General features: G+C 70.0%; 17 protein-coding genes and 2 tRNA genes. 12 read left to right on the top strand and 7 right to left on the bottom strand.

The window, feature by feature from the left end; all coding sequences use genetic code 11:
• Positions 1-104 precede the first annotated feature (104 nt).
• The 4 genes from ACIBUY_RS17255 (at position 105) to ACIBUY_RS17240 (ending at position 3,918) form a co-directional block, all read left to right on the top strand.
• The gene (locus tag ACIBUY_RS17255; protein ID WP_365562746.1) at positions 105-701 is read left to right on the top strand and encodes a M48 family metallopeptidase; all 597 of its coding nucleotides are present in this window, start codon (positions 105-107) and stop codon (positions 699-701) included.
• Positions 702-815: 114 nt separating this feature from the next.
• The gene (locus tag ACIBUY_RS17250; protein ID WP_399152951.1) at positions 816-2,453 is read left to right on the top strand and encodes a TerD family protein; all 1,638 of its coding nucleotides are present in this window, start codon (positions 816-818) and stop codon (positions 2,451-2,453) included.
• A gap of 11 nt (positions 2,454-2,464) precedes the next feature.
• The gene (locus tag ACIBUY_RS17245; RefSeq protein ID WP_365562750.1) at positions 2,465-3,145 is read left to right on the top strand and encodes an AIM24 family protein; all 681 of its coding nucleotides are present in this window, start codon (positions 2,465-2,467) and stop codon (positions 3,143-3,145) included.
• Between the two features lie 17 nt (positions 3,146-3,162).
• Positions 3,163-3,918 (top strand): AIM24 family protein, encoded by a 756-nt coding sequence (locus ACIBUY_RS17240; protein WP_365562753.1) that lies wholly within the window; start codon positions 3,163-3,165, stop codon positions 3,916-3,918.
• A 70-nt stretch (positions 3,919-3,988) separates the two neighbouring features.
• On the opposite strand, the gene ACIBUY_RS17235 is transcribed toward ACIBUY_RS17240, so the two are convergent.
• Both ACIBUY_RS17235 and ACIBUY_RS17230 read right to left on the bottom strand, forming a co-directional pair.
• On the bottom strand, positions 3,989-4,513 hold the full coding sequence (locus ACIBUY_RS17235) for an NUDIX hydrolase (RefSeq protein ID WP_399152950.1): 525 nt from the start codon (positions 4,511-4,513) through the stop codon (positions 3,989-3,991).
• On the bottom strand, positions 4,510-5,967 hold the full coding sequence (locus ACIBUY_RS17230) for a zinc-dependent metalloprotease (RefSeq protein ID WP_365562758.1): 1,458 nt from the start codon (positions 5,965-5,967) through the stop codon (positions 4,510-4,512). The genes ACIBUY_RS17235 and ACIBUY_RS17230 overlap by 4 nt, the downstream gene beginning before the upstream one ends.
• A gap of 191 nt (positions 5,968-6,158) precedes the next feature.
• Between ACIBUY_RS17230 and ACIBUY_RS17225 the strand changes: the two genes are divergently transcribed.
• The 4 genes from ACIBUY_RS17225 (at position 6,159) to ACIBUY_RS17210 (ending at position 9,255) form a co-directional block, all read left to right on the top strand.
• Positions 6,159-7,271 carry an SDR family oxidoreductase gene (locus ACIBUY_RS17225; RefSeq protein ID WP_365562762.1) on the top strand — a complete coding sequence of 371 codons (1,113 nt, stop codon included), beginning with the start codon at positions 6,159-6,161 and terminating at the stop codon, positions 7,269-7,271.
• Between the two features lie 105 nt (positions 7,272-7,376).
• Positions 7,377-7,841, top strand: a complete 465-nt coding sequence (locus ACIBUY_RS17220; RefSeq protein ID WP_365562765.1) for a molybdenum cofactor biosynthesis protein MoaE — start codon at positions 7,377-7,379, stop codon at positions 7,839-7,841.
• 103 nt (positions 7,842-7,944) lie between these two features.
• Complete coding sequence (locus tag ACIBUY_RS17215; RefSeq protein ID WP_365510886.1) at positions 7,945-8,109, top strand: hypothetical protein; 165 nt, start codon at positions 7,945-7,947, stop codon at positions 8,107-8,109.
• Between the two features lie 57 nt (positions 8,110-8,166).
• Positions 8,167-9,255, top strand: coding sequence for a PDZ domain-containing protein (locus ACIBUY_RS17210; RefSeq protein ID WP_399152949.1), 1,089 nt, complete (start codon positions 8,167-8,169; stop codon positions 9,253-9,255).
• Positions 9,256-9,370: 115 nt separating this feature from the next.
• Here the strand turns inward: ACIBUY_RS17210 and ACIBUY_RS17205 are convergent, their stop codons facing one another.
• Positions 9,371-9,910, bottom strand: coding sequence for a PPA1309 family protein (locus tag ACIBUY_RS17205; protein WP_365562772.1), 540 nt, complete (start codon positions 9,908-9,910; stop codon positions 9,371-9,373).
• A 139-nt stretch (positions 9,911-10,049) separates the two neighbouring features.
• Between ACIBUY_RS17205 and ACIBUY_RS17200 the strand changes: the two genes are divergently transcribed.
• The 4 genes from ACIBUY_RS17200 (at position 10,050) to ACIBUY_RS17185 (ending at position 15,291) form a co-directional block, all read left to right on the top strand.
• The gene (locus ACIBUY_RS17200; RefSeq protein WP_365563282.1) at positions 10,050-12,959 is read left to right on the top strand and encodes a UPF0182 family protein; all 2,910 of its coding nucleotides are present in this window, start codon (positions 10,050-10,052) and stop codon (positions 12,957-12,959) included.
• A 42-nt stretch (positions 12,960-13,001) separates the two neighbouring features.
• Positions 13,002-13,075 (top strand) — tRNA-Met (locus ACIBUY_RS17195).
• 261 nt (positions 13,076-13,336) lie between these two features.
• Positions 13,337-15,151: a tetratricopeptide repeat protein gene (locus ACIBUY_RS17190; protein ID WP_365562774.1), complete on the top strand. Its 1,815-nt coding sequence runs from the start codon at positions 13,337-13,339 to the stop codon at positions 15,149-15,151.
• Between the two features lie 66 nt (positions 15,152-15,217).
• Positions 15,218-15,291 (top strand) — tRNA-Met (locus ACIBUY_RS17185).
• Positions 15,292-15,373: 82 nt separating this feature from the next.
• Here ACIBUY_RS17185 and ACIBUY_RS17180 read toward each other — a convergent pair.
• From ACIBUY_RS17180 to ACIBUY_RS17165, 4 genes are all read right to left on the bottom strand, one after another.
• Positions 15,374-16,510, bottom strand: a complete 1,137-nt coding sequence (locus ACIBUY_RS17180) for an ABC transporter substrate-binding protein (protein WP_365562777.1) — start codon at positions 16,508-16,510, stop codon at positions 15,374-15,376.
• A gap of 38 nt (positions 16,511-16,548) precedes the next feature.
• Entirely contained in the window at positions 16,549-17,415 is an 867-nt protein-coding gene (locus tag ACIBUY_RS17175; RefSeq protein WP_399152948.1) for an ABC transporter permease, read from the bottom strand.
• A complete protein-coding gene (locus ACIBUY_RS17170; RefSeq protein ID WP_399152947.1) occupies positions 17,412-18,182 on the bottom strand; it encodes an ABC transporter ATP-binding protein in 771 nt (256 codons plus the stop codon). The genes ACIBUY_RS17175 and ACIBUY_RS17170 overlap by 4 nt, the downstream gene beginning before the upstream one ends.
• A gap of 189 nt (positions 18,183-18,371) precedes the next feature.
• Positions 18,372-18,788 carry a Fur family transcriptional regulator gene (locus tag ACIBUY_RS17165; RefSeq protein WP_399152946.1) on the bottom strand — a complete coding sequence of 139 codons (417 nt, stop codon included), beginning with the start codon at positions 18,786-18,788 and terminating at the stop codon, positions 18,372-18,374.
• Positions 18,789-18,805 lie beyond the last annotated feature (17 nt).

Here is an 18,805-nt window from a genome sequence, read left to right as displayed (position 1 = left end):
GGCGGTGGGTGATAGTCGTACTAATCAAGCGGTAGGGGTGCGCGGCCGCACCGAACAGTTCCGGAGGCGGGACTTCCGCCCTGCCCACCGGGTAACGTCGGGGCGTGCCCGCCGACCCACTGCACCGTGCCACCAACACGCAGCGCAGCACGACCAGCCCGCCGCCAGGCGGTCCGGGGGCGAGCGCGGTCGAGGTCCGCAGGAGTGCCCGGCGCCGCAGGACGGTCTCCGCGTACCGCGAGGGCGATCGCACCGTGGTCCTCATCCCGGCCCGGATGTCGGAGGCCGAGGAGCAGCGCTGGGTGAGCGTCATGCTCGACAAACTCGCAGCGCAGGAGAGCAAACGGGTCCTGGGCGACGCGGAGCTGGCCGAGCGCGCGGAGCGGCTCTCCGAGCAGTACCTCGACGGCAAGGCCCGCCCCGCGTCGGTGCGCTGGGTCACCAACCAGAACACCCGGTGGGGTTCCTGCACCCCGGCAGAGGGCAGCATCCGCCTCTCCCACCGACTGCAGGGCATGCCCGAGTACGTCGTGGACTATGTGCTCGTCCACGAGCTCGCCCATCTGCTGGTCCCCGGCCACGGCCCGCGTTTTTGGCGCCTTCTGGAGGCGTACCCGCGGACCGAGCGGGCGCGCGGCTACCTCGAAGGAGTGGTCGCCGCGGACCGGCTGCCGCATCTGCCGGCCGCGCGCGGCGAGTGACGGGGCTTCTGGGACGGTTCTGTACCAGGGCTGTACCGACTTCTTCCGCCCTCAGCGTTTGCAGTTAGCCTGGCGCGACGCAATCACCATCGGGATGGGGGACGGTCGTTACGCATGGCCAGGGAATTCCAACGCGGCCACAAGGCCAAGATCAGTGACCTCACCGCGGGCACGGACCTGTACGTCGGCGTGCAGATCAGCGGCCCGGGACTGACCTTCGACATCAGTTGCTTCGGCCTCGACGCCGAGGAACGGCTCTCCGACGACCGGTACTTCGTCTTCTTCAACCAGCCCAAGACGCCCGAGGAATCCGTCCAGCTGCTCGGTTCCCAGGCCGGTGACACCGAGTCGTTCCGCGTCACACTCGAAAAGATCCCCACGCACATCCAGAAGCTGTCGTTCACCGCGACTCTGGACGGCGCGGGACAGATGTCGCAGGTGGCGCCCGGCTACATCCGCATCGTCGCCGGTGGGGAAGAGGTTGCCCGGTACGCGTTCCACGGCGGCGAGTTCTCCACCGAACGTGCGGTGATGCTCGGCGACTTCTACCTGAAGGACGTGTGGCGCTTCGCCGCGGTCGGGCAGGGGTTCGACGGTGGCCTGGACGCACTGCTCAAGAACTTCGGCGGCGAGGTCGCCGAGGAGGAGCCCGCCGCGCAGCCGCAGTCCGCGTCCCCCGGATTCGCGCCACCCGCGCAGACCTCCGCGCCGCCCGCCTTCGGTGCCCCGGCGGCACCCGCACCGGCACCCGCGCCTGCTCCGGCTCCGCAGCACTTCGCTCCGCCGCAGAGCCCGACACCCTCGCCCGCTCCCACCCCGGCCGCCCCTCCCGTGCACGCGGCGCCGACCATCGTCGCGCCCCTGTCCACGCCGCCCGGTACGGTGCCGCCGCCCCCGGCGCCCGCACCATACGCGCAACAGCCGCCTCAGCAGCCCCAGTTCGGGCAGGTCCCGGGCCAGGGCAGCGCGCCCCTGCCGCCCGGCTACGGCCAGCCGCAGACGCCGACCGCACCCCCCGGCTACGGTCAGCCGCCCGCGGCCCCCTCCCCGTACGGCGCCCCGCAGGGCGTGCCCCAGCAGGCCGTCGCGCCCGGTGTGGCGGCCGCGCTGGAGAAGTACCGCGAGGCTCCCACCGGACAGCGCTGGACGCCGCAGAACAAGAAGCTGATCCGCGTCGACCTCGGCGCCGGTGGCGACCAGCCCGTGCTCGCCCGGCAGGGCAGCATGGTGCTCTACCAGGGCAAGGTCGAATTCGGCTACAAGGGAGCCGGGTTCGCCGGCCGCATCGTGGGCAACGCCACCGGCCAGGAGATGCAGCTCATGCGCTGCTCGGGCCGCGGCCAGGTCTTCCTCGCGGAAGAGGCGACCTACTTGCACCCCATCGAGCTCCAGGGCGACGCGATCTGTGTCTCCGCGGAGAACGTGCTCGCCTTCGACGAGAGCCTTCAGCACGAGGTGCGCAGGATCGAGGGGCACGGCATTCCTGGAGGTGCCCTGTTCGTGATGCAGTTCCAGGGCACCGGAACCGTCGTCGTGAAGACGCACGGGACGCCCGTCGTGCTGCCCGTGACACCGACGACCTTCGCCGACTGCAACGCGGTCGTGGCCTGGTCCGCGGCCGCACAGGCGATCGTCTCCAGCCAGGTGCGGATGCGGCGCAACGCCTATCCCGGCCACAGCGGGGAGAGCGTCAACCTCCAGTTCCGGGGCGCACCCGGCAACTTCATCGTCGTCCAGCCGTACGAGGTCTGAGGGAGCCCGTCATGAACCAGCCGCTCGCGGGCTTCGCCCCGACCCCGGTAGCCGCCCGCATGGAGAACCACGGCAGCAACATGCTGAAGGTCGCCATGCAGACCGGAAACGACCTCTTCGCGCGCGTGGGCTCGATGGTCGCCTACGAAGGCTTCGTCCAGTACGAGCCGAACCCGCCCGCCGTACGCCAGGTCGCACGCGAATGGATCACCGGTGAAGGCGCGCCTCTTATGAAGTGCACCGGTGACGGCCTGCTCTATCTCGCCGACTACGGAGCGGACGTCGTCGTCATCAACCTCGGTGGCGACTCGATCTCCGTCAACGGCACCAACCTGCTCGCCTTCGACGCACACCTCCAGTGGGGCGTCGAGCGGGTCAAGGGCCTGGCCAAGTTCGCCGGGCAGGGCCTGTGGAACATCAAGATCAGCGGTCAGGGGCACGTCGCCCTGACCTCGCGCGGTACCCCCATCGTCGTCGACTGCGGTCGCGGCGAGGACGAGACGTACGTCGATCCGGACGCGCTCATCGCCTGGTCACCGAACCTGAAGGTGAAGGGCAAGCGCAGCTTCAGGGCCGGCTCGCTCATCGGGCGCGGCAGCGGCGAGGCCTACCAGATGGGCTTCTCCGGGGAGGGCATCGTCGTCGTACAGCCCAGTGAGGACAGCACCGACCGTCTCCGAGCACGGGGCTGAGGGGGAGCGAACACACCATGCAGAGCCCGCTTTTCGCATACACCGAGCAGCAGACCCAGGAGCGCTACGCGGTGCAGAACCCGCAGATGCTGCGGGTCACCCTCGAAGGCCACGACGACATCCTCGCCCGCAAGGGCTCGATGGTCGCCTACCAGGGACTGATGGAGTTCGACGGCGAGGTCCAGACGTCGGGACAGCGGCGCGCCCGCGCGCACACCGGCGAGGGCCTCGACCTGATGCGCTGCCACGGGCAGGGCACCGTCTACCTGGCGAACCTCGCCCAGTACATCCACGTAGTGGATGTCGAGCAGGACGGACTGACCGTCGACAGCAGCTACGTACTGGCGATGGACTCGTCACTGCACCACGAAGTCATCGCCGTGGACAGCCAGTTCGGCATCTCCGGCTCGGGCAAGTACCAGCTCAACATCACCGGCCGTGGCAAGGTCGCCCTGATGACGTCAGGCCAGCCGCTGATGCTCCAGGTCACGCCCGACAAGTACGTCAACGCCGACGCGGACGCCATCGTCGCCTGGTCGAACGGGCTGAGGGTCCAGATGCAGGCGCAGACGCACTCCTCGGGCGTCTGGCGGCGCCGCGGCAACACCGGCGAGGGCTGGGAGCTCAGCTTCATGGGCCAGGGCTACGCGCTCGTCCAGCCCAGCGAGCTGCTGCCGCCGCAGAACGCGGCGATCGGCAGCGGCCTCGCCGCGCAGTACGGGATGGGACAGCAGGGGGCCCGCGGGCAGAACCAGGGGAACGCCTGGAACTGACCTCCCTATGTAGATGCATGTGTAAGGGGCGGGCGCTATGGGCGCCCGCCCCTTACACATGCACAGGTGCTCAGAGGCGCGCCCGCGTCGCTTCCACCAGACGGACCACGGACGTGTCGGCGACGTCCGCGACCTCGTCGTACGGGAACCAGCGCAGGTCCAGGGACTCGTCGCTGATGGCCTCCGTGGCGTCGGCCGGGGCGAGCGCCGCGTACTGCGTGTCCAGGTGCTGCGTGCACGGGCCCGGGATCGGGTGCCGGTCGAGCCGGACCGGGCCGCCCGGCAGCAGCGTGAGCCCCGCGATGCCGGACTCCTCCGTCGCCTCGCGCAGGGCCGCCGCCGCCAGGGTCTGGTCCCCGGGCTCGCAGTGGCCGCCCATCTGGAGCCACATCCGCAGCTTCTTGTGCAGGGTGAGCAGCACGCGCCCGCGCGTGGGGTCGATCACCAGAGCGCTCGCCGTCAGGTGGCCCGCGGTGCAGGGCTTGCCCATCGCGGCCTCACCGTAGGTGGCGAGGTGGTCCAGGTAGGCCTGGCGCAGGTCCGGCTGGTCCTCGTACCCCTTGAGGACGAGGACCGCGTCGTCGTACAGGCTCACTTGTCGGTGTCGTCCTTGCCGTCGTTGTCGGACTCGTCGTCCTTGGAGAGGTTCGGCTTCTCGGCGGTGCCGCTCGCCGCCTCGCCGAGCATCTTGTCCAGCTCCGAGAAGTCCAGCTGCTCGCGGTGCACGAACCCGTCCGGGTCGTCCAGGTCGGAGGCCGTCGGCAGCATGTCCGGGTGCGCCCACAGGCCGTCGCGGCCGTCGACCCCGCGCGCGTCCGTGAGCGAGGCCCACAGGCGCGAGGCGTCCCGCAGACGGCGCGGACGCAGCTCGAGACCGATCAGCGTCGCGAACGTCTGCTCCGCCGGGCCACCGGTCGCACGGCGGCGGCGCAGCGTCTCGCGCAGCGCGTCGGCGGACGACAGACGGGGCTTCGCGGCCGCGTGGACCACCGCGTCGACCCAGCCCTCTACGAGCGCCAGAGCGGTCTCCAGGCGCGCGAGAGCGGCCTTCTGCTCCGGGGTGTCCTCCGGCTGGAACATGCCCTGCTGCAGCGCCTCCTGGAGCTGCTCCGGGTTCTGCGGGTCGAACTGGCCGACCACGTCCTCCAGCTTCGAGGTGTCGACCTTGATGCCGCGCGCGTACCCCTCGACCGCGCCGAACAGGTGCGAGCGCAGCCACGGCACGTGCGAGAACAGCCGCTGGTGGGCGGCCTCGCGCAGCGCCAGGTAGAGGCGGACCTCCTCCTTGGGGACGCCGAGGTCCTTGCCGAAGGCCTCGATGTTCAGCGGCAGCAGCGCGGCCTTGCCGGCCGGGGCCAGCGGCAGCCCGATGTCCGTGGAGCCCACGACCTCGCCCGCGAGGACGCCGAGGGCCTGCCCGATCTGCGAGCCGAACATGGCGCCGCCCATGGAGCGCATCATGCCGATGAGCGGGCCCGCCATGGCCTGCATCTCCTCGGGCAGCACATCGCCCATGGCCATGCCGACGCGCTCGGCGACCGGGTCGACGAGCTCCTTCCACACCGGGAGGGTCGCCTCGACCCACTCGGCGCGGCTCCACGCCACCGCGGAACCCGCGCCCGAAGGGAGCGACGTCGCGTCGTCCAGCCACAGGTCGGCCAGGCGCACGGCCTCCTCGACGGCGGTGCGGTCGGCGGGGCCGACGCTCGCGTCCTTCACGCCGTCCTGCGTGCCCTGGGAGACCGTCTGGCGGGCGATGTCCTTGGCCATGTCCCAGTTCACCGGGCCGCCCTCGTACGAGAGCATCTGGCCGAGCTGCTGGAAGGCCGCCCCCAGGTCGTTCGGATTCATCGAGCCGAACATCGCCGCGAACGGGTTGTCCGCACCGGCACCCGGCACACCGCCCGCGCCGGGCATGCCCGGCAGCCCGAATCCGAAGGGGTTGGCCGGTCCCTGACCGCCACCGCCCTGCTGGTCCTTCTTCTTGCCCTCGTCGCCGTCGTCCGGCTCCTCCGGCGGAAGGCCGAAACCGAATGGGGTGTCACTCACGGGATTCCTCGGCTGGTAAGGCCACCGGTTTCTGCGCCGGCGGCGACTGCCCGACTACACACCCAGCGTAGACACCATGGCGGGATCGGGCCTCGGTGCTTCGCCGACTCATGGCCTGCGGCAGGATGGATGCCTCCTGGTACGTACGCGTCATACACGTACGTACTGAAGACAACCGCTGGAGACGCCCGGTGAGTTCCCCAGATCCGCAGGTTCGCGCAGCGCGAAACCCCTCAACCAGTCCGGCTGTCCGAGGCCCCGTGGTCGCGGTCACCGGTGCCGCGTCCGGCATCGGCGCCCTGCTCACCGAGCGGCTCGCCGCGTCGGAGGAGATCAAGCAGGTGCTCGCCATCGACGAGCGGCGCGGCGAGTGCGCGTCCGCGACGTGGCACATCCTGGACGTGCGGGATCCGGCCATCGCCGAGAAGCTGCGCGGCGCGGACGTCGTCGTGCACCTGGCGCTCGACCTCGACCTGGAGTCGGACCCCGCGGCCCGCACCGCCTACAACGTCCGCGGCACCCAGACCGTGCTCACCGCCGCGGCCGCCGCCGGAGTCCACCGGGTCGTGCTGTGCACCTCCGCGATGGTCTACGGGGCGCTCGCCGACAACGAGCTTCCCCTCTCCGAGGACGCGGAACTGCGCGCCACCGCGGAGGCCACCGGCGTCGGCGACCTCCTGGAGATCGAGCGGCTCGCCCGCCGCGCACCCCGCGCGCACCCCGGCCTGAACGTCACTGTGGTGCGTCCCGCGGTGCTCGTAGGAGGCATGGACACGGCCCTCACGCGGTACTTCGAGTCACCGCGCCTCCTGGTGGTGGCCGGTTCACGGCCTGCCTGGCAGTTCTGCCACGTGGACGACCTGTGCAGCGCCCTGGAGTACGCGGTCCTCGAGAAGGTCGACGGGGAGCTCGCCGTCGGCTGCGACGGCTGGCTCGAGCAGGAGGAGGTCGAGGAACTCAGCGCCATCCGGCGCATGGAGCTGCCCTCGGCCGTCGCGCTGGGTGCGGCCGCGCGCCTGCACCGCATCGGCCTGACGCCCTCCCCGGCCGGGGACCTCGCCTACACGATGTACCCCTGGGTCGTGAGCGGGAGCCGGCTGCACGACGCGGGATGGCGGCCGCAGTGGACGAACGAGGAGGTTCTCGCCGAGCTCCTCGAAGAGGTCGCGGGCCGCCGCACGGTGGCCGGCCGACGCCTCGGCCGCAAGGACGCGACGGCGGCCGGTGCCGCGGGCGCGACCGTCGCACTGCTCGGCACGGCAGCCGTCGTGCGCCGGGTCCGGAAGGCGCGCCGCCGCATCTGAGGCCTTCCCGTGCAGCCCTGTTGTAGGAGACTCCAAGCCGGTACGCGCGCGTGCCGGTCGAAAGCGCTATTCACGGTTGTCGGCGGCGTACGGCACGATGAGTCCATGGCACCCACCCAGCACGACCACCCCGGTGAGCAGGCGGCGCAGGACCCGATCAAGCTGCTCGCCATTCGTGAGACGCCGCTCTCCGTGGACGAGGTCTTCCAGGCCGTCGGGGACGACGCGGCGGGCGGCACCACGCTCTTCGTGGGGACCGTGCGCAACCACGACGGCGGGGCGGACGTGGACCGGCTCGGCTACTCGTGCCATCCGACCGCCGAGGCGGAGATGCGGCGCATCGCGGAGAAGGTCGTCGCCGACTACCCCGTGCGCGCCCTGGCGGCCGTCCACCGGATCGGTGATCTGTCGGTGGGCGATCTCGCGGTCGTCGTCGCCGTGTCGTGCCCGCACCGCGGCGAGGCCTTCGAGGCGTGCCGCAAGCTCATCGACGACCTCAAGCACGAAGTGCCCATCTGGAAGCACCAGAGCTTCTCCGATGGGACAGAAGAGTGGGTCGGGGCCTGCTGAGGTTCCGGTTGCGTAACCGCACCCCTGCGGCGAGCGTTGACATTGCGGATGGTTAATCTGCTGATCAGTCAGTTGCGGTCGCTCATGGGGTCGGGAGGTCGGCATGGCAGCGCTCATGTGGCTGCTGATTCCGGTTGTCGCTGCGGTGGGCGCCGGACTGTGGGGCACCTGGGCAGGTCGCAATCGCCACAAGACGGGCGATGTCAGCGAGCTCAGTGGCTACGCGCGTTTCCGTGAGGCCATGGAGAAGTCCCACTCGGGCACCTGACCTCGGACGGCCCGGCCCCACAGGTGCGTTGACAGGGGCGTCCCGTACTGTCGTTCCATGCCACGCCGCACCGCGACGATGCTCGCCTCGACCCTGATCCTGATCGCGCTGCTCTGCGCGGGGGTACTCATCAAGGTGCCCTACTCGGAGATGTCCCCGGGCCCGACGGTGAACACGCTGGCGGACCACGACGGCGAACCCGTGATCCAGATCTCCGGTCACAAGACGTACGAGACGTCCGGTCACCTCAACATGACGACGGTCCGCGTCACGAGCGCCGACTACAACATGAACCTGGTGTCGGCCGTCTACGGATGGCTCGCCCACGACAGCATCGTGGTGCCGCACGACACGCTCTACCCGGACGGCCAGACCGAGGAACAGTCCTCGCAGGAGAACGCCGAGGAGTTCAGCCAGTCCCAGGAGAGCGCCAAGGTCGCTGCGCTGAACGAGCTGAACATCCCCGTGAAGTCCTGGGTGATCGTCTCCACTGTCGTGAAGGACAGCCCCGCGGAGGGCAAGCTGCACGCCGGTGACGTCATCAAGGCCGTCGACGGGACGAAGGTCACCAAGCCGGGCGACGTCGCGAAGCTCGTCACGAAGCACAAGCCCGGCGAGGACGTCGTCTTCACGATCGTGCCCGTCAAGGAGGCCGCCGCTGCCGAGAAGGAGGGCAAGGAGGCGACCCGTACGGAGACGGTCACGATCAAGACGGACAAGGCCGAGGACGGACGCGCCATCGTCGGCATCCAGGCCGGGACCGACCACACCTTCCCGTTCCAGATCGACATCAAGCTCGCCGACGTCGGCGGCCCCAGCGCGGGCCTGATGTTCTCGCTCGGCATCGTCGACAAGCTGACGCCGACCGATCTGACCGGCGGCAAGTTCGTGGCCGGCACGGGCACCATCGACGACGACGGCAAGGTCGGCCCCATCGGTGGCATCGAGATGAAGACCGTCGGTGCCCGCGACAAGGGAGCGCAGTACTTCCTGACGCCGAAGGACAACTGCGCCGCCGCGGCCAAGGACACCCCGGACGGGCTCACGCTGGTCAAGGTGGACACCATCGACGACGCGATGGACGCCCTCAAGGACATCCGCAGCGGTGACACCGCCGATCTGCAGACGTGCACGAGCAAGGGCTGAGCGTCGGAACACGGCACTACGTAGAGGGGCGCCACCGGGATCTCCCGGTGGCGCCCCTCTACGTAGACGAAGAAAACCTCATGCGGCGAAACCGCGAAACCGCGAGACGGCGGAACTAGGCGAACGTCGCCGCCAAGGCCTCCGCGAGGCCGGGTACAAGGGCCCCGCCGGTGAGGACCTCGGTCGGCGAGTCCTTCTCGCGCAGGCGCAGCGCCGAGTCACGGGTGCCGTCGCGCAGCACCCCGACCGTCATCCGGACCTCCTGGCGGTCCGGGTGCTCGGCGACCCACTTCGTGAGCTTCTTGCCGCTGAGGCCCTCGGGGACGGACGCCTCGGCGGACGGCGGCAGCATGAGGCGCTCGACCGTCAGGGCGCAGCCCGCGACGGCGTCGGGCCACGCGATGGTGCCGAGGAACTCGTCCAGCGGCTTGTCGGCGGGGACCTCGTCCTGCTCGATGGGGGTGAGGCCGGGGGCCTCCTGCTCGCCCTCCAGACCGAGCTGGGCGGCGAGAGCCGGTTCCTGGGCGCGCAGCGCGGCCGTGTCGACGAGGGCGAAGAGGCGAGCGGGCTGGTCCCAGCCGAGGCCGGAGGCGTACTCGTCGATCTCGAGTACGGCCCGGGTGAGGGGGCTCGCTGCCATGGGTGTGTTGGACATGGTCACAATCCTGCCTCGTTCCTCCCCCGAACCGGGAACTGAGTAAAGCGTGAGTAAGTTGCATAGGTGATGGGTCCGCGATCTCGGGGGCCCGGCCGATCGATTACTGAACTTCGAGGTGCACACCTTGGCTTTCCAGATGCCGGACCGCGGCGGAGGCCCGACAGGGCCGCGGATCAGAGTGGGCCGCCCGTCCCGGCGGGCCCGGACGCTGCTGCTGACGCTGGGCGTCCTGGCCGTGCTCGGCATGGCCTTCGTCATGTTCGCCGGATTCTGGACGGACTGGCTCTGGTACCGATCGGTCAATTATTCGTCCGTCTTCACCAAGACGCTGTGGACGAAGATCGGGCTGTTCTTCGTCTTCGGTCTGCTCATGGCGCTGGCCGTGGGCGTGAACATCTGGCTGGCGCACCGGCTGCGTCCGCCGCTGAGCGCCATGTCGATGGAGCAGCAGAGCCTCGACCGCTACCGGATGGGCATCGCGCCCTTCAAGCGGTGGCTGCTGCTCGGCATCACCGCCCTGGTCGGGCTGATCGCGGGAGCGTCGGCCGCCAGCCAGTGGCGCACCTGGCTGATGTTCGTGAACGGCGTGTCCTTCAACCAGAAGGACCCGCAGTTCCACCTGGACGTGTCGTTCTACGCGTTCGACCTGCCCTGGTACCGCTTCCTGCTCGGCTTCGGGTTCGCGGCCACCGTCATCGGCCTGGTCGCCGCGGCGCTGACGCACTACCTGTACGGCGGGCTGCGCATCACCAGCCCGGGCGCGCGCGCGACGGCGGCAGCGACGGGCCATCTGTCCGTCCTGCTCGGCGTGTTCGTGACCCTGAAGGCCGTCGCGTACTGGCTCGACCGGTACGGGCTCGCCGTGAAGTCGAGCGACTTCAAAGCGACGGACAACTGGACGGGCCTGCGGTACGTCGATGCGAACGCGTATCTGCCGGCGAAGACGATCCTGTTCTGCATCGCCGTCATCTGCGCGATCCTGTTCTTCGCGACCCTGTGGCGGCGCACCTGGCAGCTGCCGGTCATCGGCTTCGGCCTGATGGTGCTCTCGGCGATCCTGATCGGCGGCCTGTACCCGGCCATCGTGCAGAAGTTCACGGTGCAGCCGAACGAGCAGTCCAAGGAAGCCCCGTACATCGAGAAGAACATCGAGGCGACCCGCAAGGCGTACGGCATCGACAAGGCGACGCCGGTCGACTACAGCGGCAAGGGCTCGGACGACACCAAGAAGCAGCGCACGGACTCCGATTCGGCGGCCAGCTACCGGCTGAACGACCCGAACATCGTCTCGCCGACGTTCCAGCAGCTCGAACAGCAGCGGAAGTACTACCAGTTCCCGACGACCCTCGACGTGGACCGCTACAACGGCCAGGACACCGTCGTCGGTCTGCGCGAGCTGAACCTCGGCAAGCTGGACAAGCGCAACTGGATCAACGACCACTTCGTGTACACGCACGGCTTCGGTGCCGTGACGGCGAAGGGCACGTCGACGTCCGGGGACGGCGCTCCGACGTTCACCGAGTCGGGCCTGCCGACCACCGGTGACCTCGGCGACTACAACCAGCGCATCTACTACGGCGAGAAGACGACGCAGTACTCGATCGTCGGCGGGCCGCAGAAGGAGCTGGACTACGAGCAGGACGACGGCCAGCAGAAGACCACGAGCTACAAGGGCGACAGCGGCGTCAACCTCTCGAACCCGATCAACCGCGCCGCGTACGCGGTGGCCTTCAGCGAGCCGCAGATCCTCTACTCGGGCGCCATCGGCGACGGTTCGCGGATCCTGTACAACCGCACGCCGAAGGAGCGCGTCGAGGCAGTCGCGCCCTGGCTGACCATCGACGGAGACGCCTACCCGACGGTCGTCGGCGGCCAGATCAAGTGGGTCGTCGACGCCTACACGACGTCGAACGGCTACCCGTACGCGTCCCGTACGACGCTGGGCGACACCACGGCCGACTCCCTCAACGAGGCGGACAACCAGCGGGCGGTGGTGACCCAGCAGAACCAGGTCAACTACATCCGCAACTCGGTGAAGGCGACCGTCGACGCGTACACGGGCGAGGTCAAGCTCTACACGTGGGACGACGAGGACCCGGTCCTGAAGACCTGGAAGAAGGCGTTCCCCGGCACGGTCCAGCCCAAGAGCGCGATCCCGGCCGACCTGAAGGAGCACCTGCGCTACCCGCAGGACATGTTCAAGGTCCAGCGGGAGCTGCTGAGCCTGTACCACGTGACGAACTCGGACCAGTTCTACAACGCGTCCGACGCCTGGCAGGTCCCCAACGACCCGACCAAGAAGGACAACAGCGCGGTTCCGCCGTACTACCTGTCCATGAAGATGCCGGGTCAGACCAGCCAGCAGTTCTCGCTCACGACGACGTTCACGCCCAGTGGCAGGCCCAACCTGCGTGCCTTCATGGCCGTTGATGCCGATGCCACGAGCAAGGACTACGGGACGATAAGACTCCTGAGAGTCACCGAGGACAAGGTCCAAGGACCCGAGCAGGTGCAGAACAAGCTCAACTCCTCGGGCTCCGTGGCGAACTGGGTGCGCGACATGAAGGGCGCGGACTCGACGGTCCTGTACGGCAATCTGCTGACGGTGCCACTCGACAAGGGCTTCCTGTACGTGGAGCCGATCTACGCACAGGGACGCAACTCCGAGTACCCGCTGATGCGCAAGGTCGCTGTCTCGTACGGGGACAACATGGGCTTCGCCGACTCCCTGTCGGAGGCGCTCAACCAGGCCTTCAAGGCCGACGGAGCGACACCGGAGCCGGAGAAGCCCGGTGGGGGCACGACACAGCCACCGGAGAACTCCACCGTCAAGGCGGCGCTCGCGGACGCGGAGAAGGCCTTCGAGGACGGTCAGAAGGCCATGAAGGCGGGTGACTGGGCCGCGTACGGCGAGGCGCAGGACAAGCTGCAGGACGCCCTCCAGCGCGCCGAGAAGGCGCAGACGCAGGCGGAGAAGGACGCCAAGAAGGACACCGGGAAGAGCGGCGACGCGGACAGCGGCAAGAAGGGGTCGGCCGGCGGCTGACCGGGAGCCCACCCGCGCCGTGGTACGGTTTGAACACAACGGCGCGGGGTGGAGCAGCTCGGTAGCTCGCTGGGCTCATAACCCAGAGGTCGCAGGTTCAAATCCTGTCCCCGCTACTGGTGATCGAAGGCTCGGAAGCTAAGGCTTCCGGGCCTTCGGTGCGTCCGAGCCCCGGTCGTCACGAGCCACTGGCATGTGCGAAGCGCGTATCAGGTGTGTACCCGGTGCGTACTCAGTACGTACGAAGACTGCTCCGCCCGGGGGGAGTTGGGCGATCTGTGTTTCACTTGTCTCCCTGTGGGCATGTCGACAAAACGCTGAAGTGACCTCAATGGCTGCGGTATACCAGGTGTACCCAGGTTGCAGGTGGTGCGACGATGGACGTTATGGGGGACAAGGCAACTCTGTTGGAGACAGGGCGGTTTGTGCAGCCTTCCGGCCCATTTGAGGTGGGAGATCCGGGCGAGGCGGCAGAAGAAGCACGCCAGCGGCTGGCCGCGGAGGCCGGCGACGTCGAGGCGATGAGCGTCCTCGGCGCCATGCTGCTGCGCCGCGGAGATCTCGACGGAGCCGAGCCCCTGCTGCGTGCCGCCACGGGCGCGGGCGACCGGGCCGCCGCCAACAATCTGGGTGTCCTGCTCCACCAGCGCGGCTATGCGGACGAGGCCGCCGGATGGTGGCGCGTCGCCGCCGTCGCCGGTTCGGCCCCGGCCGCGCACGCCCTCGGCCGCCACTTCCGCGAGCGGGGCGACGAGCCCGCCGCCGAGTACTGGCTGCGCCAGTCCGCCGAGCAGGGCCACACCCTCGGCGCGTACGCGCTCGCCGACCTCCTGGAGCACCGCAGCGACGTCGGCGCCGAGCGCTGGATGCGGGTCGCCGCCGAGCGCGGACATCGCGAGGCCGCCTACCGACTCGCCCGTGCCCTGGACCGCAAGGATGCGGCGGACCCGTCCGCTGCCGACGACGACAAGGAGCACGCCGCCGAGTCCGAGCAGTGGTACCGCCAGGCCGCCGCGCGCGGGCACCGGCGGGCCGCACTGCACCTCGGCGCGATCCTGGAGAAGCGCGGCGAGCTCAAGGAGGCCGGGCGCTGGTACCTGACGTCCGCCAAGGACGGCGAGCCGCGCGCCGCGTGCGCCCTCGCGTTCCTGCTGCGCGACGCCGGGGACGAGGAGAGCGCCGCCGTGTGGTGGCTGCGCGCCGCCCAGGACGGCGACGGGAACGCGGCCAATGCCCTCGGCGCGCTGCACGCCCGGCGCGGCGAGACGCAGACCGCGGAGCGCTGGTACCGCGCCGCCATGGACGCGGGCGACAACAACGGCGCGTACAACCTGGGCCTGCTGTGCGCGGAGCAGAAGCGCACCGCGCAGGCCGAGAGCTGGTACCGCCGGGCCGCGTACGCCGGCCACCGCGAGGCGGCCAACGCGCTCGCCGTGCTGCTGCTGCAGAACGGGGACGCGGTCGGCGCCGAGCCCTGGTTCTCCAAGGCGGCCGAGGCGGGCAGCGTCGACGCCGCGTTCAACCTCGGCATCCTGTACGCGGGCCGCGAGGAGGACGAGGCCGCCCTCAAGGCGCTCCAGTGGTACGAGCGGGCCGCCGCAGGAGGGCACACGGAGGCCGCGCTGCAGGCCGGTATCGCGCGCCTGCGCGAGGGCGACGAGCAGAGTGCCGAGCGACACCTGCGGTGCGCTGCGGGTGGCGGCAGTCCGGAGGCGGCCTACCGGCTGGCCTCGCTGCTCGACGTGCGCCGGCCGCCCGAGACCCGGCACGAGCTGGGCGAGCCCGTCACCGTGAAGAGCGAGTGCGAGGAGTGGTACGAGCGGGCCGCCGAGCACGGGCACCGCAGGGCGCAGGTCCGCGTCGGGATGCTCGCCGCCGTGCGCGGCGACGTCGTCGAGGCGGCGCGCTGGTACCGCGAGGCCGCGGAGGCCGGTTCGCGCAACGGCGCGTTCAACCTCGGGCTGCTGCTCGCCCGCGAGGGCAGCGAGCCGGAGGCGGCGCTGTGGTGGACCCGGGCCGCCGAGCACGGGCACGGCCGGGCGGCGCTCCGGCTCGCCCTGCTGTGCGCGCGGCGCGGGGACCTGGCCGAGGGCCAGACGTGGGCGTGCCGGGCCGTGGAGCTCGGGCCGGCGGAGGTGGCCGAGCGGGCGGGACGTCTGCGGGACGCGCTCCGCCAAGAGCTCACCGCCTAGGTGCAGCGGGCCCCGCGGAACGGATTTGCGCTGGTCGGAGGCATCCCGTAGAGTCGTGTTTACCGACGCGGGGTGGAGCAGCTCGGTAGCTCGCTGGGCTCATAACCCAGAGGTCGCAGGTTCAAATCCTGTCCCCGCTACTGAAAGTCCGAGGCCCGGAACCATTAGGTTCCGGGCCTCGTTCATGTTCCAGAGGATGCCTCAGGAGTTCTGGGGGATACCTCAGGAGACGTGGCCGACCGCCTCCTCGTACAACTTCCTGTCCACCGTCTTCGACTCGGGCAGCGGATCGCCCTTGGAGACGCCCGCCGCCTTGTACGCCTCCTGCAGCCGGTCCGTGGTGCCCCCGCGGATCTCCCAGTCCATGCGCAGGGACGGCGTCGACTCGAGGACCGACCTGTCCGTCTTCAGCAGGCCGGCCAGTTCGGTGACGAACGCCGGGTCCTTCTTGTAGTCGCCCGCGAAGTACGTGTTCACCGTGCGGATGTACGCGCGCAGGAACGCGACGCCCGCGTCCGGGTCCTCGTCGAGGAGCTTGGGGCCGAAGAGGAGGCCGCCGAGAGGTTCGCCCTCGGGCTGGCCGCCGAGGAACGCGTAGTTCTTGTCGCCGTCGACCTTCCGCCAGACCGGGTCGAGCAGCCAGGCCGAGTCGACGCCGCCGTTCTGCAGTGCGGTCAGCACGTCGGCGGAGCCGAGCTGCTGGAACTGGACCTTGTCGAGGCCGCCGCCGTGCTTCTCCAGCGCGGTGTTCATGGGGTACGAGATGACGGAACCCTTGCCGATCATCGTGCCCATCTTCCGCCCCGCCATGGAGACTTGGGCCGCGCTCTGCCCGTCCTTCAGGTGGACCCACAGGCCGCTCTTGGACTTCGGGTCGGGGGAGAAGTTCCCCGCGACCCACTTGATGTCGAAGCCGCCGAGGATGCCGTTCATGACGGCGGCCTCGGGCGCGGCCCACTGGGCGTCGATGTCGCCCTTGGCCAGGAGGGGGAGGGCGTCCGGGGTCGGCAGGACCTTCAAGGTCACATCCAGGCCCTCCTTCTTGAACTCGCCCTTCTCGACGGCCATTTCGAGGGGCGCCACGTACTCGGCGGCCAGCGTGCCCGTCGCGATCGTCAGCTTCCGGGTCCTGGCGAGCTTGACCGGGGCGGGGGCGCCCTTGGCGCAGCGGGCCGGCTTCCGGTCGGGGGCGAGGTCGGACGGGTCGGTCCAGCTGCCCTTGCCGCAGCCGTCGACCGCCTTGATCGTGCGGGGTTTCGCGGCGGTGTCGGACGGGGTGTCGTTCTTGGCGCAGGCGCTCGCGGCGGCGATGAGCGTGCCGGTCAGGAGCAGGGCCGTACCCGTGTTTCTGGTGCGCATGGAACCTCCGTACAAGATGGACCGGGTGAGGGGCGGCGTCAGGACTGGCCGCGGCCGCGGTCGCGCGGGGCCCACGGCGTGAGCAACCGGCCCGCGAGGCGCACCAGTTCGGAGAAGAGGACGCCGAGGACGGCCACGCAGACGATGCCGACGAACATGACGTCGTTCTGGAAGAGGGCGCGGGCGTCGAAGATGAGGTGGCCGAGGCCGTTCGTCGCGGCGATCTGCTCCGAGGCGACGATCACGAGGACCGCGACGCCCGCCGCGATGCGCGCGCCGACCAGGACCGCGGGCAGTGAGGCGGGGAGCAGGACGTGGCGGAACATCTGCCACGGGGACGCGCCGAAAACCTGTCCCGCGTCTGTGTGGCCGGCGGGAACCGAGAGCACTGCCGCCATCGTTGAGATCCATACGAAGAAGAAGACGGTCGCTGCGACGAGTGCGACCTGAGGGCCTTCGCCGAGGCCGAACATGTTGAGGAAGACGGGGAGCAGGGCGAGTTTCGGGACGACGTAGAGGGCGTCGAGGAGGGGTTCCAGTGCCGCACGGATCAGGGATATCGAGCCCATGAGCAGGCCGAGGAGATAGCCCGCGAGGGTGCCGATCGCGTAGCCCGCGAGGACGCGCTTGAGGGTGGCCCACACGTCCGGCCACAGGTCGCCGTCGGCGGCCCGGTTCCAGCCGTCGGCGAGGATCGTCGACGGGGCGGGGTAGACGCGGTCGTCGATCCAGGACTGGGTGGCCGCCAGCTGCCACAGGAGGACCAGGGCGAGGGGGACCGCGATCGCGAGGGCGAGTTCGAGGGCGCGGCGCCTGCGGCGGGTGCGGACGGGATGGAGTTCCTGCGGCCCCGGGGCGCGGACCAGGACGTCCTCGGTGGTCTTGGCGGGCGTGGTCGTCGTCATGCCGGGACCGCCTGGTTCGTCTGGTCCTGGCTGACCTCGCCGCGCAGCAGGTCCCACAACTCGCCCTTGAGCGAGGTGAATTCGGGGGTGGAGCGGATGTCTCCGGTGCGGGGGCGGGGGAACGGCGGGCGGCGTTCGGCGATGACCCGGCCCGGGCGGGCCGACATCACGAGGACGCGGTCGCCGAGGACGATCGCCTCCTCCAGACTGTGCGTGATGAAGAGGGTGGTGGTCCGGGTCGACTGGGTGAGTTCGAGGAGTTCGTCCTGGAGGATCGTGCGCAGTTGGGCGTCGAGTGCGGCGAAGGGCTCGTCCATGAGGAGGATCTCGGGCTCCACCGCCAACGCCCGGGCGATCGCGACGCGTTGGCGCATACCGCCGGAGAGCGCGGAGGGGTACGCGTCGGCGAAGTCGGCCAGGCCCATGCGGCCCAGCCAGTCGCGTGCGCGGGTGTTCGCCTCGCGGCGCGGGACCTTCTGGATGTCGAGACCGAAGCGGACGTTGGCCAGGACCGTCTTCCAGTCGTAGATGCCGTAGTCCTGGAAGATCATCGCGGCCGGGCGCGGATCGGCGGTGCGGATCTCCAGGGTGCCGGTCGAGGGGCGGGTCAGGCCCGCGGCGATGCGCAACAGCGTGGACTTGCCGCAGCCCGACGGGCCCACGACGCAGACGAATTCGCCGGGGGCGACCGTGAGGTCGAGGAGGCCGAGAGCGTGGGTGGCACCGAAGGTGCGGGTGAGGTCGTGGGCGCGGAGCTTGGGGTGCATGGGCCCTCCGGGGTGCGGGGTTGTGGTGGGCGCCCGCGAGAATATGACGGGTCGTCAGATTCTGGAAGGGGGTGGGCCGTTGCGCGGCGGCGGACGGAGGGCGGGGCGGGGCAACGCGAAGGGGCCCGCACCTTGCGGTGCGGGCCCCTTCGGGAGTACTGCGGAACCGTGGTGTGGCTAGGACAGGTCCTAGACCGTCGCGCAGTTCGGGCACACGCCCCGGTACGTGACCTCCACGTCCGAGATCGTGAAGCCGAAGCGCTCGGAATCGGGGAGCGTCGACAGCGGGTTGCCCGTCGGGTGGACGTCGCGGATCTGGCCGCACTGGGCGCAGACCAGGTGCTGGTGCGGACGGTGCGCGTTCGGGTCGTAGCGCTTCGCGCGCTTGTCCGTGGCGACTTCGATGACCTCGCCGAGCGAAACCATCTCGCCCAGGGTGTTGTAGACGGTGGCCCTGGAGATCTCGGGCAGCTTGGCCACGGCGCGGGCATGCACCTCGTCGGCCGTCAGGTGAACGTGGTCCCCGTCGAGGACCTCGGCCACGACGCGCCGCTGCGCGGTCATGCGCCAGCCGCGTCCGCGCAGTCGTTCCAGAAGGTCACTCATAAAACCAGCCTAACAGC

This window comes from Streptomyces sp. NPDC050085 (genome assembly GCF_044460595.1).
Lineage (GTDB): Bacteria > Actinomycetota > Actinomycetes > Streptomycetales > Streptomycetaceae > Streptomyces.
Note: the sequence above shows the minus strand (reverse complement) of the source record. Positions and strands in the feature narration are given on the sequence as shown.

Coding starts and splice junctions, on each gene's coding strand:
- ACIBUY_RS17250 (WP_399152951.1), top strand. CDS start 816: ATGGCCAGGGAATTCCAACGCGGCCACAAGGCCAAGATCAGTGACCTC.
- ACIBUY_RS17245 (WP_365562750.1), top strand. CDS start 2,465: ATGAACCAGCCGCTCGCGGGCTTCGCCCCGACCCCGGTAGCCGCCCGC.
- ACIBUY_RS17240 (WP_365562753.1), top strand. CDS start 3,163: ATGCAGAGCCCGCTTTTCGCATACACCGAGCAGCAGACCCAGGAGCGC.
- ACIBUY_RS17220 (WP_365562765.1), top strand. CDS start 7,377: ATGGCACCCACCCAGCACGACCACCCCGGTGAGCAGGCGGCGCAGGAC.
- ACIBUY_RS17215 (WP_365510886.1), top strand. CDS start 7,945: ATGGCAGCGCTCATGTGGCTGCTGATTCCGGTTGTCGCTGCGGTGGGC.
- ACIBUY_RS17210 (WP_399152949.1), top strand. CDS start 8,167: ATGCCACGCCGCACCGCGACGATGCTCGCCTCGACCCTGATCCTGATC.
- ACIBUY_RS17205 (WP_365562772.1), bottom strand. CDS start 9,910: ATGTCCAACACACCCATGGCAGCGAGCCCCCTCACCCGGGCCGTACTC.
- ACIBUY_RS17200 (WP_365563282.1), top strand. CDS start 10,050: ATGCCGGACCGCGGCGGAGGCCCGACAGGGCCGCGGATCAGAGTGGGC.
- ACIBUY_RS17190 (WP_365562774.1), top strand. CDS start 13,337: ATGGACGTTATGGGGGACAAGGCAACTCTGTTGGAGACAGGGCGGTTT.
- ACIBUY_RS17180 (WP_365562777.1), bottom strand. CDS start 16,510: ATGCGCACCAGAAACACGGGTACGGCCCTGCTCCTGACCGGCACGCTC.
- ACIBUY_RS17175 (WP_399152948.1), bottom strand. CDS start 17,415: ATGACGACGACCACGCCCGCCAAGACCACCGAGGACGTCCTGGTCCGC.
- ACIBUY_RS17170 (WP_399152947.1), bottom strand. CDS start 18,182: ATGCACCCCAAGCTCCGCGCCCACGACCTCACCCGCACCTTCGGTGCC.
- ACIBUY_RS17165 (WP_399152946.1), bottom strand. CDS start 18,788: ATGAGTGACCTTCTGGAACGACTGCGCGGACGCGGCTGGCGCATGACC.